At 58.8% G+C, this 12,008-nt stretch carries 9 protein-coding genes and 1 tRNA gene; 6 read left to right on the top strand and 4 right to left on the bottom strand.

What is annotated here, in order from left to right; all coding sequences use genetic code 11:
* The first annotated feature begins 427 nt into the window (after window positions 1-427).
* Window positions 428-1,186, top strand: a complete 759-nt coding sequence (locus HMPREF3053_RS03100) for an Ltp family lipoprotein (RefSeq protein WP_083317208.1) — start codon at window positions 428-430, stop codon at window positions 1,184-1,186.
* A 148-nt stretch (window positions 1,187-1,334) separates the two neighbouring features.
* Window positions 1,335-1,625 carry a hypothetical protein gene (locus HMPREF3053_RS03095; RefSeq protein WP_070767265.1) on the top strand — a complete coding sequence of 97 codons (291 nt, stop codon included), beginning with the start codon at window positions 1,335-1,337 and terminating at the stop codon, window positions 1,623-1,625.
* A gap of 276 nt (window positions 1,626-1,901) precedes the next feature.
* On the opposite strand, the gene HMPREF3053_RS03090 is transcribed toward HMPREF3053_RS03095, so the two are convergent.
* From HMPREF3053_RS03090 to HMPREF3053_RS03080, 3 genes are all read right to left on the bottom strand, one after another.
* Window positions 1,902-1,975 (bottom strand) — tRNA-Leu (locus HMPREF3053_RS03090).
* A gap of 50 nt (window positions 1,976-2,025) precedes the next feature.
* A complete protein-coding gene (locus HMPREF3053_RS03085) occupies window positions 2,026-3,003 on the bottom strand; it encodes a DUF368 domain-containing protein (RefSeq protein ID WP_049190011.1) in 978 nt (325 codons plus the stop codon).
* A gap of 209 nt (window positions 3,004-3,212) precedes the next feature.
* Entirely contained in the window at window positions 3,213-3,803 is a 591-nt protein-coding gene (locus HMPREF3053_RS03080; protein WP_049190009.1) for a TetR/AcrR family transcriptional regulator, read from the bottom strand.
* A 459-nt stretch (window positions 3,804-4,262) separates the two neighbouring features.
* Between HMPREF3053_RS03080 and polA the strand changes: the two genes are divergently transcribed.
* The 4 genes from polA (at window position 4,263) to coaE (ending at window position 10,802) form a co-directional block, all read left to right on the top strand.
* The gene (gene polA / locus HMPREF3053_RS03075; protein ID WP_070767289.1) at window positions 4,263-6,893 is read left to right on the top strand and encodes a DNA polymerase I; all 2,631 of its coding nucleotides are present in this window, start codon (window positions 4,263-4,265) and stop codon (window positions 6,891-6,893) included.
* 282 nt (window positions 6,894-7,175) lie between these two features.
* Complete coding sequence (rpsA, locus tag HMPREF3053_RS03070; protein ID WP_005510285.1) at window positions 7,176-8,639, top strand: 30S ribosomal protein S1; 1,464 nt, start codon at window positions 7,176-7,178, stop codon at window positions 8,637-8,639.
* Window positions 8,640-9,017: 378 nt separating this feature from the next.
* Window positions 9,018-10,127, top strand: a complete 1,110-nt coding sequence (locus HMPREF3053_RS03065) for a glutathione S-transferase family protein (RefSeq protein ID WP_371450120.1) — start codon at window positions 9,018-9,020, stop codon at window positions 10,125-10,127.
* 33 nt (window positions 10,128-10,160) lie between these two features.
* Window positions 10,161-10,802, top strand: a complete 642-nt coding sequence (gene coaE, locus HMPREF3053_RS03060) for a dephospho-CoA kinase (RefSeq protein WP_070566738.1) — start codon at window positions 10,161-10,163, stop codon at window positions 10,800-10,802.
* On the opposite strand, the gene HMPREF3053_RS03055 is transcribed toward coaE, so the two are convergent.
* Complete coding sequence (locus tag HMPREF3053_RS03055) at window positions 10,735-11,949, bottom strand: aminotransferase class I/II-fold pyridoxal phosphate-dependent enzyme (protein ID WP_070566739.1); 1,215 nt, start codon at window positions 11,947-11,949, stop codon at window positions 10,735-10,737. The two genes, coaE and HMPREF3053_RS03055, sit on opposite strands and share 68 nt — an antisense overlap.
* Window positions 11,950-12,008: the final 59 nt, after the last annotated feature.

Genomic DNA, 12,008 nt, shown 5'->3' with positions numbered 1-12,008 from the left:
CGCTGCTGTGTTGTTTGCGATGAAGGTGTGCACCGGGGCTTGCTCGGAAGCGTCTTTGTTGGGAAGTGCCTTCGGTGGGGCGTCTATGTGCTGTCGGGTTCCATATAGGCGGCTGTCGTTGGGGGCTCCACGCCTTGGCCGCTTTTGGCCTTCTATTGGTTTGGAAAATGTTGGCGATATTATTTGCCGATATTGAGCAAGCGCTGGCCGGGGTTGAAGGTTAGTTTTTAAAGAGATTAACCAGTTCCAAGCCCTGTTATATGGGGTAGAGGCCTGGTTTTTTCTTACCTTCAGTGGTGCCGTATGGTTCGCGAATCGAAAATATTTGTGTAGTGCGGAAAGTTGAGTCCGGGGTTCCTGAGATAGTTCCAACTGACGACAGAGAGCTGTTCGTTTATTGCAACTTCTACGCAGGAGGCTTCTTACGATGTCCAATTCCACTTTCCCCCAGAACCCGCAGAGCCCACAGAACCCGTATGGCTCCCAGAATCCGTATGTATCCCAGGATCCGCAGGCTTCGCCGGGGCAGCAGTACTACCAGCACAACCCGCAGGATCCGCTCGGCCAGCAGTCCTACCCGCAGGGTCCGTCGGCAGCGGGGCAGGTGCCTCCGGCTCCGAAAGAAAAGAAGAAGGGTGGCTGCTTCAAATGGGGTGGTATCGCCGCGGGCGCTGTCGTCGTTCTAGCTGTGGCGGCCAGCTTGACTGGTGGCGGTGACACTGACGCGGGTTCCGATTCTGAAGCTGCGTCTCTCTTTGGCTCGGAGACTGCCGTTGCGGCTGATTCTGGGACTGTTGAGAATGCCGATTTCGCTGAGGCACCCGAGGCAGGTGCAGATGAGCAGCAAGGTCAGACGGGGGAGCAGCAAAAGCAGGATGAGAAGGTCTCGACTGAATACAAGAATGCTCTCCGCAAGGCAGAGATTTACGCGAATCGCATGCACATGTCGAAGGCCGGTATTTATGATCAGCTGACCTCGGAGTATGGCGAGAAGTTCTCACCGGAGGCTGCCCAGTATGCAATGGATAACCTTGAAGCGGACTGGAATAAGAACGCACTGGAAAAGGCGAGAATCTATCAGGATTCGATGGCAATGTCCCCGGATGCGGTTTACGAGCAGCTGACGTCGGAATACGGCGAGCAGTTTACTCCGGAGGAAGCTCAGTACGCGGTGGATAACCTGTAGCAGCGGGCTTCGTTTGTTGATGACGCCAATTGGCCAGAGCCCAGTTGGATGCCTGCTGTAAAAGGACGGCTTCCGCTTCACCAGAATGCATTTGCTGCACACTGAACGGCTGTTGGTGAAGCGGAAACCGTCTCGGCAGTTTTAATGCGTGACCGGGCAGTTGAGCGAGTGTCTGCAGCACAACTTCGGCGCGGTACAATTCGTGCCGTTTATCAACCGCGCCCGCATCGGCGACCGCGGCGGCAAAACAGAAGTAACCGCGACACTGCGCCGCTACGCAGACGCAGCCACCTGTCTTGCAGAAGACATCGCTGAGTTTCGAGTCTCCATCATAGAAGAGCAGCGGCAAGCTTTGTTGAGTGGGATTTCCGAGTACGCCGATGGCGATGAAGAAGTTTTCAGAGCGTATGCTCGCCTGTTGAAATCAACGGACTCATAGCCATGGAGTAGCCACATTCGCGGGGTGCGAGTCCCTGCCATGGCACTGCCCCGTTCACTCAATCGGTAGTGGCGGGGTTTTCTTATTCCCAAAAACAGATTCACCCAGGAGTTAACGCAGGATTCAGCAGGCAATACGTGGCTCTTTTTTGGCTCATTTTTGGTGCAAAATACCCGTGAAAGTGCGTGAAAAAGAGTGAAAGATAGTGAATACGCAGACAAGCAAAAACCCGCCCCCACCAGGCTAAAAGCCAGGTGAAAGCGGGTTTTAAAATCGTGCCCCCGGTGAGACTCGAACTCACACTGGACGGGTTTTGAATCCGTTGCCTCTGCCAATTGGGCTACAGGGGCGCAAAGTCGTCGATAAGCGAAAATGCTCTATCGAAGCGACTTTGACTAGTTTAGTCCATCGACCCCGAATTAGAAAAACGGCGCTGCGCATAAGCGACGACGCTGACGATTGCGGCGCCGAGAATGAACAGTCCGAGGGCGAGTCCCCAGTCGGAGCCGATGCCCTGGAGCTCGTTGTTTTCGGTCTGCCACGGCCAGAGAGCGCGCAGTGAACCGAGCATGAGGCCGGACATGGCGACCAACGTGAGCGCCTGGTGCGTACTCAGCAGCCATTCGAGGAGGCGGATGAACAGGACGATGCCAATCAGCGCGCCGACGAAGAACGTGCCGATGTAGGCGAAGTCACGGTCGTGAATTGCGCCCATGGTCGGTGCGTAGAGTCCGATGACCAGCAGGAAGAAAGAGCCCGAAACGCCCGGCAGAACCAGTGCGCACACGGCAATCGAGGCGGCGATGAGTACGAGCCAGAGAGGCGGCTGCGTCGGTGCGGCCTGGGGGAGGGAGGTCAGCGCGAACAGGGCGATGCTGAAGAACAGGAAGACTGCGATGGCCTTGCCGCGCATGCCCGGCTGACGCAGAGCGCCTGGCTGTAGCTCGTTCAGCGGCATGGTGATCGAGGCGGCGATCATGCCCATGAACAGTGCTCGGGAAGCGACTGGTTGGTTGGTGACGAAGTTCTCCATGATGCCTGCCATGGAGAAGACCACGGCAACCATGCCGATAGCCACCGGGATGAGCAGCCACCAGTCGATTCTGCGAAGGTCCTCCTTGAAGGTGCCCTTCGAAGTTGCCCGCGGCAGGTCGGTGATGCGCTTTGCCGATTCAATCAGGCGTCCGTAGATGCCCGTGATCAGCGCAAGGGTGCCGCCGGAGACCCCCGGAATCGTCTCGGCGAGACCAATGAGGCCACCGCGAACTGCGTTGGCGATGACACCCAGCGGGGTCGGCTTCGGGATTTCAGAGTAGGGGCTCGTGGTCGGCAGCGTGGTCGACTCTGCGCCAGGAGCGCTCGTATTTTCAGTAGACATCGCAGGCCATTGTATGTCTTCCACCTGAGAAGAAGCGTATTTCCGTGTGTGTATTAGTGGCTTCGGGGTGCGATTAAGGACACAAAACAAAAAAGCAGCGCCTGGGGTGGCGCTGCTGATTCAGTGAGTTACGCAGGAGTAGTCGGTGGTAGTGGGTGGTGGCAGTGGGCAGTGGGCAGTGGAGCTGCTTTCTTAGCCGTGCTCGGTTCTTAGCCGTGTTCGATGATTTGCTGCAGGCAGCTGCCCAGGGCCTCAACCGAAATCCTCGGCGCGTTGGCCTCATCGATTAGGCCGGTGTCGGAAAGAACTAGGTATCCGACGCAGAGGGAAATAGCCATCTGGCTGCGGTGCACAGCAGTGTCGTAGCTAACGTCTTCCGGTCCGTCCGCTTCGACGCGGCGAATTAGGTCATCTGCAACAGCTTCATTGAACCGCTCGGCAATGACTTTTGCGGTTTCCTCGGAGTCGAGGGATCCGACAATCAGTGGAATCATGGACTGTCCGGCCATTCCTTGACCAGTCAAAATAGCGCTGGCCATCCGCTGGCCAAGTTCATTGAAGGGAGCTCGGCTGAGTGTGCCTTTGAACTGGCTGAAGTCAATCAGTTCGGCCATGAGACCTTCTTTGGAGCCGAAGTACTTGATGATGAGCGGCGCGCTAACGCCCGCATCGCTGGCAATTTCCTTCAGCGGCACGCTTCGCAAAGGCTTGCGCGCGAAGTGCCGAGCTGCAGCCGCGATGATGCGCTCGCGGGTGGACTGGGCGCTCCGTTGGAAATCGGTCGAATCGAACTCACTCATGCTGAAGAGTCTAAAGCCATGAAAGCGTAACTACGCCAATTGATTTCAGAGGCATGCGCAGGACGTGGTGATATGTTTTCGCGGCCACCTCAAAGAGGGGGTAATTTCTAGGTGCCTCATTTGGGGCAGGTTCCGTGCATGCTGTTGAACAATCGCTGGAAAATATGGAAAAACTCCAGGAAAATAAGGCGAATATTAAAGTTGGATTACAGCATTTCGGAAACTGAAACCAGGTGCCAAGCGACGCTCGAGAGGCTCACTCTTGCGAATCACTGTTCAGGTGGACTAAGGGGCTGCTGAACTCGTTTCAAAATACAGCCTGATTACCGTAATTATTGTTCACTGAAGCTGACTGGCCAACAGCTCATCCTCCGCAGCTCGCGATTCCTCAGCGCGTATCTCAGTTTTCCTACGCTGTTCAATATTTTCCTACACTGGGATGTCATGAAGAAGACCCTCATGCTTATCGACGGTCATTCCATGGCCTTCCGCGCGTTCTTTGCCCTTCCGGTGGATAATTTCTCAACTACCGGTGGTCAGACAACGAACGCGGTGTACGGCTTCCTTTCTATGCTGTCCAATATCCTCAGCGAGGAAACGCCCACGCACGTGGCGGTCGCCTTCGATGTCGCCCGCGAGACCTTCCGCAACGAGATCTTCCCGGAGTATAAGGCTCAGCGTGAGAAGACTCCTGAGGAATTCCGTGGTCAGGTGCCGCTTATTCAGCAGGTGCTGAAAGAGATGGGCATCGTCACGCTGGAAAAGGACAACTATGAGGCCGACGACATTATCGCGACTTTGGCTACCCAAGCCAAGCCTGAGGGCTTCGAAACGCTCATCGTCACCGGTGACCGTGACTCGTTCCAGTTGGTCAACGACACCACCACGGTGCTTTATCCAATGCGCGGCGTCACCACGCTGCATCGCTTCACGCCTGCTGCTATCGAGAAGAAGTACGGTCTGACGCCGACTCAGTACCCGGACTTCGCGGCTCTTCGCGGCGACCCCTCCGACAATCTCCCGGGCATTCCGGGTGTCGGCGAGAAGACCGCGACGAAGTGGATCGTTCAGTACGGCACACTGGCAAACCTCATCGACCACGCTGACGAAATCCGCGGCAAAGTCGGCGATAACTTCCGCGAGCGCGTCGCAAACGTCCAGCTGAACCGCGACATCACCGAAATGGTCAAGGACCTGCCCTTGCCATACGGTCCGAACGAGCTCGAGCTCCGTCCCGCCGACGCCCAGGGAATCATCGACTTCTTCGACCGCCTCGAATTCGGCGACAACCTTCGCGAGCGCGTGTTCCGCACCCTTTCCATCGAAGGCGCGGGCGTCACCGCCTCCACCAGCGACAGTGCGACAAAGCTCGAGGCTGTTTCACTTGACGACGGCGCCCTGGCTGCCTGGCTCGATAATCTGCACGAGCCGGCCGCGTTGCAGGTCGGGGAGCACACCCTGATGATTGGCTCCGCAGATGAGAAGGGCAAGACCTCCGGCCAGGCTGTTTCTCTCGACTTGGGTGATCTTTCCGCCGAAGATGCCGACGCACTGCGCGAGTGGCTCGCTGGCGACCATCCGAAGCTGGTGCATGACTCTAAAACGGCCATGCATGCACTCTGGAACTACGACTTCGAGCTGGCCGGGGTCATCCACGACACCTTCCTGGCTGCGTATCTGCTGCGCCCAAGCCAGCGCAGCTACAGCTTGGACAACGTCGTCCAGCGTCACCTGGGCCAGACTCTTTCGCAGGCCGAGGGCCAGATGACCCTGCTCGATGGCCCGGCCGAAGACGCTTCCCATGTCGCCGCCGTCATCGACCTGGCTGAGCGATTGGCTGTCGAACTCGACGAGGCCGGGCTCTACAGTGTGTACGCCGACCTGGAAGTCCCGCTCGCCCCAGTGCTGGGTCGGATGGAGCGTGCCGGTATCGCTGTCGATGTTGATGCGCTCGAGGAGCTCCGAAAGCAGGCGCAGGCGGCTACCGATGAGGCGGAGAGTGAGGCTCGCAACCTCGTCGATAAGCCTGAGCTGAATCTCGGATCGCCGAAGCAGTTGCAAGAGGTCCTGTTTGACCAGCTGGGAATGCCCAAGACAAAGAAGACGAAGACGGGCTATTCCACGGCGGCGAAGGAAATTGAGGGGCTGGCGAAGGTCAACCCGCATCCGTTCCTGGATTACCTGTTGAAGTTCCGCGAGTCGCAGAAGATGAAGTCGACCGTGGAGGGGCTGATTAAGGCTGTCGCTGATGATGGCCGTATTCATACGACTTTTAATCAGGCGGTCGCGGCGACGGGGCGTCTGTCGTCGACGGAGCCGAATCTGCAGAACATCCCGGTGCGCACGGAGTTCGGGCGACGGATTCGTGAGGCGTTCGTGGTCGGCGATGGCTATGAGCAGCTGATCACCGCGGACTACTCGCAGATTGAGATGCGCGTGATGGCGCACCTATCGCAGGATCCGGGGCTGATTGAGGCCTACCGCCAGGGCGAGGACCTGCATAACTACGTCGGCTCGAAGGTCTTCGGCGTCGGCATCGATGAGGTTACGCCTGAGCTGCGTCGTCGTGTAAAGGCGATGAGCTACGGATTGGCTTATGGTCTGAGCGCTTTTGGTCTGGCTCAGCAGCTCGACATTCCGCAGCGCGAGGCGAAGAAGCTCATGGAGGACTACTTCGAGCGCTTCGGTGGTGTGCGCGATTATCTGCACAAGGTTGTTGAGCGGGCGCGCAAGGACGGCTTTACGGCCACGATGTTCGATCGTCGTCGCTACCTGCCGGAACTCAACGCCGACAACCGCATCGCTCGCGATAACGCGGAACGTGCGGCTTTGAACTCGCCGATCCAGGGCTCGGCGGCAGACATTATTAAGATTGCAATGCTCCGGGTCGACGATGCTTTACGACGGGGCGGGTTGCGCTCACGTGTCCTCCTGCAGGTTCATGACGAACTGGTTGTGGAAGTTGCAGATGGGGAAGAGGAAGCCATCAAGGAGCTGCTGCATCGGGAGATGGACTCGGCGGCTGAATTGTTGGTGCCGTTGGATGTTTCTATCGGTGCTGGTGTGAACTGGGATACTGCTGCGCATTAGTGGTGCGAAGGTCGGGCCGTAGTGCTGGTCGGCGGACTTGTTGCGGGCTTGCCGCGGATGTGTTGCGGACTTGAATGTCGCAGCTCAAATCGGTATTGTTCGCTAGGTATGCATTAGCGTGCCGACTTTGCAGCCTCGAGCTTCGGGGATACCGGGTTAACTAATTGCCAATGGCGAGATTCGCCGAAAGCGGATTTGGCCCGGTTGTCCAGGAGTTTCTTTGAGGGGCAAGGCCGAAATTGTCCGTTTTTCGATTTCTATCCGCTTCGGAGCACATCTTATATGTCCACTTCTAACGTCCCTCAGGTTGCCATCAACGACATTGGCACCGCTGAGGATTTCCTGGCCGCTGTCGACTCGACGATGAAGTACTTCAACGATGGTGACATCGTTGAGGGCACCGTCGTTAAGGTTGACCGCGACGAGGTTCTTCTCGACATCGGCTACAAGACTGAAGGTGTCATTCCTTCCCGCGAACTGTCCATCAAGCACGATGTCGACCCTGACGAAGTGGTCGAAGTTGGCGATGAGATCGACGCGCTGGTCCTGACCAAGGAAGACAAGGAAGGCCGCCTCATCCTGTCCAAGAAGCGCGCTCAGTACGAGCGTGCTTGGGGCACCATCGAGCAGCTCAAGGAGAACGACGAGCCGGTTACCGGTACCGTCATCGAGGTCGTCAAGGGCGGCCTGATCCTCGACATCGGCCTGCGCGGCTTCCTGCCGGCTTCCCTCGTCGAGATGCGTCGTGTCCGCGACCTCCAGCCGTACATCGGCCAGGAGATCGAGGCCAAGATCATCGAGCTCGACAAGAACCGCAACAACGTCGTTCTGTCCCGCCGTGCATGGCTCGAGCAGACCCAGTCTGAGGTCCGCTCCGAGTTCCTGCACCAGCTGCAGAAGGGCCAGGTCCGCAAGGGTGTCGTTTCCTCCATCGTCAACTTCGGCGCATTCGTCGATCTCGGCGGTGTTGACGGCCTGGTTCACGTTTCCGAGCTGTCCTGGAAGCACATCGACCACCCGTCCGAGGTTGTCCAGGTTGGCGACGAGGTCACCGTCGAGGTTCTCGAGGTCGACCTGAACCGCGAGCGCGTTTCCCTGTCCCTGAAGGCTACTCAGGAAGATCCGTGGCGCGTCTTCGCCCGCACTCACGCAATCGGCCAGATTGTTCCGGGCAAGGTCACCAAGCTGGTTCCGTTCGGTGCGTTCGTCCGCGTCGAGGAGGGCATCGAGGGCCTGGTTCACATCTCCGAGCTGGCTTCCCGCCACATCGACGTTCCGGACCAGATCGTCTCCGTCGACGAGCAGGTCATGGTCAAGGTCATCGACATCGACCTCGAGCGTCGTCGTATCTCCCTGTCCCTCAAGCAGGCTGACGAGGACTTCACCGAAGAGTTCGACCCGACCAAGTACGGCATGGGCGACTCCTACGACGAGCAGGGCAACTACATCTTCCCGGAGGGCTTCGACCCGGAGACCAACGAGTGGATGGAGGGCTTCGAGACTCAGCGCGCCGAGTGGGAGGCTCGCTACGCAGAGGCAGAGCGTCACCACCAGCTGCACGCTGCCCAGATCGAGCGTCACCGCGCTGCAGCTGCCGAGGCTGCAGAGACCGCTTCGAACTACTCTTCCGAGTCCGGCGAGGCAGCCCCGGCTGCTCCGGCCGCACCGGCTGCAGACAATGCAGGCGGCACCCTGGCTTCCGACGAGCAGCTCGCTGCTCTGCGCGAGAAGCTGGCTGGCAACTAAGCTAGGCCGCTAAGGGCTTACACGTCCCTTTGAGAAATCGCCCCGGCGAGGTTTTCCTCGCTGGGGCTTTTTCGTGCCTTCTTTGCTTTACGACGGGCACCTGCTCGGCCTTGTTCTTATATCGGCGGCTTGAGGGCTTGCTGCATCCTTGGTCCGGGTGATGGGGCTTTGGGCCATGAGGGTGGTGCCGCTGTTGTCTAGGGCGGGCTTACGCTTCACCAGAAGTAGTTTGCTGCACAGTAACCGGCTACTGGCGAAGCGCAAGCCGTCCTATTGGCCCTAAGGGCCCTAATGTCCTGGTGGCCTTGTCGATTTTGGTGGCTCTGGCTGCCCTTACTGCCGTTGACAGCCCGTCTCTCTACCCATATGATTGGTGACATGACAACAAAGGACGAAGCCAAACAGGTAGATAACGCTAATCACGTAGAGGATTCCTCCCACTCCACAGGCGGTGTGTACTCGCAGGAGGGTAAGGACTTTAACCGCGACACCCGCTATATCAACGACCGCATTGTTAAGAACGGTCGCGAGGTAGGCGACGGAATTAAGACGTGGCCCGTTGAAGCCGGTCGCTACCGCCTCATCGCGGCTCGCGCGTGCCCATGGGCACACCGCACGCTTATTGTTCGCAGGTTGCTCGGCTTGGAAGATGCAATTTCAGTCGGAATTCCAGGGCCAGTGCACGATGCCCGCTCCTGGGCATTCGACAAGGGACCAGGTGGCCGTGACGAAGTACTAGGCTACGAGCGCCTGCAGGAGGCATTCCTCAAGCGTTTCCCGGACTACCAGCGCGGTATTACTGTTCCGGCCATCGTCGAGATCGAGTCGGGCGAGGTCGTGACCAATGACTTCCCCCGGATCACCTTGGACTTCATTACCGAGTGGACCGAGTTTCACCGTGACGGCGCCCCGGATCTCTACCCGGAGGAGCTGCGTGCGGAAATGGATGAGCTTATGCAGTTCATCTACACCGAGATCAATAACGGTGTCTACCGCTGCGGCTTCGCAGGCTCGCAGGACTCCTACGACAAAGCTTACGACCGGCTGTTCAATGCCCTAGACAAGGTTTCTGAGCGCTTGGAGACCCGCCGTTACCTCATTGGCGACCACATCACTGAGGCCGACATTCGCCTTTACACAACCCTCATCCGCTTCGATGCTGTCTACCACGGCCACTTCAAGTGCAACCGGAGCAAGATTTCCGAGATGCCGGTTCTATACAACTACCTGCGTGATCTCTTTCAGACTCCGGGCTTCGGCGACACCACTGACTTCGTCGATATCAAGCGCCACTACTACGAAGTCCATCGCGACCTCAATCCTTTAGGGATTGTCCCGAAGGGGCCGGAGCTCTCCGGCCTGCTCCAGCCGCACGGCCGTGAGGCCCTTGGTGGCAGCCCATTCGGTGACGGCACCGCCCCGGCCCCAGTCAACCCAGATCCCGTTGAAGAGGGGCACCGCATCGAGGATCTCGTCGTAAAGCACTAACGTGCGGGGGCGTGTCCACGTACCCTTAGAGACATGCTCAAAGTAGGACTAACCGGCGGCATGGGCAGTGGGAAATCTACGGTCGCCCGTAGGTTTGCCGAGCTCGGTGCTGTCATCATCGACGCTGATCAGATCGCTCGCGATGTCGTCGAACCCGGGGAACCGGCGCTGGCCGAACTCGCCGAAGCTTTCGGCGGGGGCATTTTGCTTGACGACGGCTCCCTCAACCGCGGCGAACTTGCGAAGCGGGCCTTCGTATCAGCGGAGAAGACGGAGCTGCTGAACTCCATTACCCACCCGCGTATTGAGCAGCGCACCGAAGAGCAGTTCAACGCGGCAGGTGACGCCATCATTGTTTTTGACTCTCCGCTGTTGATTGAAATGGGGCAGTCGGAAGCACAGGACCTCGTCGTAGTTGTGCATACCCCGGTGGAGGTCCGTCTCGACCGTCTGGTGGAAAGCCGCGGTGTAAACCGAGAGGATGCGAAGCAGCGCATCGCTAAGCAAATCAGCGATGATAAGCGCCTGCAGTTCGCCGACGTAGTTCTGGAAAACTCAGGCACCGAGGAGGACCTCGTGCGCCAGGTCGACCGGATTTGGGAGCGGATTATTCAGCCGCTGAATCAGATTCGTCAGCTGCAGGCCGGGCAGCAAGATAATTCCGCAGCCGGGTGATAGCCTTCTCAATCACCTCGGCGCGCTTGCAGAAAGCGAACCGCACCAGGTAGCGGTACTTTTCTGACTCTGGGTCATCCACAAAAGCGGTGACGGGGATGGCTGCGACGCGGCATTCCTTGACCAGCAGGGTGCAGGTCTCCAGGGCGTCGCCAAGCCCCCAGCTCGAGACATCAGCGACGACAAAATACCCTGCCTGCGGCGTGAAGACGTCAGCGCCCAGGCCCTCCAACCCATCGGCGAGGAGCCGCATGTTGCCCTCGAGCTGACCCGCCAGCTCGTCCACCCATGGGGCACATTCCTGCAGGCCACGGGCGACTGCGGGCTGAAGGGGAGTGGCGCCGACATAGCTCAAGAACTGCTTGGCCTTGACGACGCCATCGAGTAGTTCGGTCGGGGCCAGCGCCCAGCCGATCTTCCATCCGGTGACGTTGAAGGTTTTTGCGGCGCTGGACACGACAATGGTTCGCTCGCGCATGCCGGGCAGAGCGCTGATGGAAGAGTGTGACAATCCGTTGAAGTACAGGCGTTCGTAGACTTCGTCGGCAAGCACGAGTAGATTGTTTGCGATGGCGACATCGGCGATGGCCTGCAAGTCCTCGTCCGTGAGGACGGTGCCGGTGGGGTTGTGCGGCGAATTGATGATGATCATGGCCGTTTTAGCGGTGACGGCATCGGCAAGCGCGCTGCGGTCGAGCGACCAGGAGCGCGCCGTACTGGAAGCTGCGGGGATGAGCGGCACCGCGGTATATGTGCAGTTAGCCAGTGCGATGGCGGCTTTGTACGAGTCGTAGTACGGCTCGATGACGATGACGTGGCTGCCGGGTTCGAGATGCCCCAAGGCGGTGGCGGCAATCGACTCCGTGGCGCCGACCGTGACGAGGCATTCGGCGTCGGCGTCGTAGACCTGCCCCGTGCGGCGGGCGCGATCGGCGACGATGGCATCACGGAGCACCTTCATACCGCGGCCGGGGCCGTACTGGTTGTTTCCTCCAGCTATCTGATGTCGCGCCTCCGCGAGCACCTCGTCCGGCCCATCCCAATCCGGGAAGCCCTGCCCAAGATTGATTGCCTCGTGCTCGGTAGCGAGGTGGGACATGGTGGCGAAGATGGTCTCGCCGAAGGGGCGCAAGCGGGAAACGGTCATGGTTTCACTGTAGGCGGGAGTTTGCGGGCTTGTTGCGATTCCCCATCGGCGAATCGCGG

The sequence above is a fragment of the Corynebacterium sp. HMSC064E07 genome, assembly GCF_001815745.1.
GTDB classification, from domain to species: domain Bacteria; phylum Actinomycetota; class Actinomycetes; order Mycobacteriales; family Mycobacteriaceae; genus Corynebacterium; species Corynebacterium jeikeium_D.
Note: the sequence above shows the minus strand (reverse complement) of the source record. Positions and strands in the feature narration are given on the sequence as shown.

Bases quoted from the DNA above. Each gene is read 5' to 3' on its own strand.
- HMPREF3053_RS03100 (WP_083317208.1), top strand. From the start codon at position 428: ATGTCCAATTCCACTTTCCCCCAGAACCCGCAGAGCCCACAGAACCCG.
- HMPREF3053_RS03085 (WP_049190011.1), bottom strand. From the start codon at position 3,003: ATGTCTACTGAAAATACGAGCGCTCCTGGCGCAGAGTCGACCACGCTG.
- HMPREF3053_RS03080 (WP_049190009.1), bottom strand. From the start codon at position 3,803: ATGAGTGAGTTCGATTCGACCGATTTCCAACGGAGCGCCCAGTCCACC.
- polA (WP_070767289.1), top strand. From the start codon at position 4,263: ATGCTTATCGACGGTCATTCCATGGCCTTCCGCGCGTTCTTTGCCCTT.
- rpsA (WP_005510285.1), top strand. From the start codon at position 7,176: ATGTCCACTTCTAACGTCCCTCAGGTTGCCATCAACGACATTGGCACC.
- HMPREF3053_RS03065 (WP_371450120.1), top strand. From the start codon at position 9,018: ATGACAACAAAGGACGAAGCCAAACAGGTAGATAACGCTAATCACGTA.
- coaE (WP_070566738.1), top strand. From the start codon at position 10,161: ATGCTCAAAGTAGGACTAACCGGCGGCATGGGCAGTGGGAAATCTACG.
- HMPREF3053_RS03055 (WP_070566739.1), bottom strand. From the start codon at position 11,949: ATGACCGTTTCCCGCTTGCGCCCCTTCGGCGAGACCATCTTCGCCACC.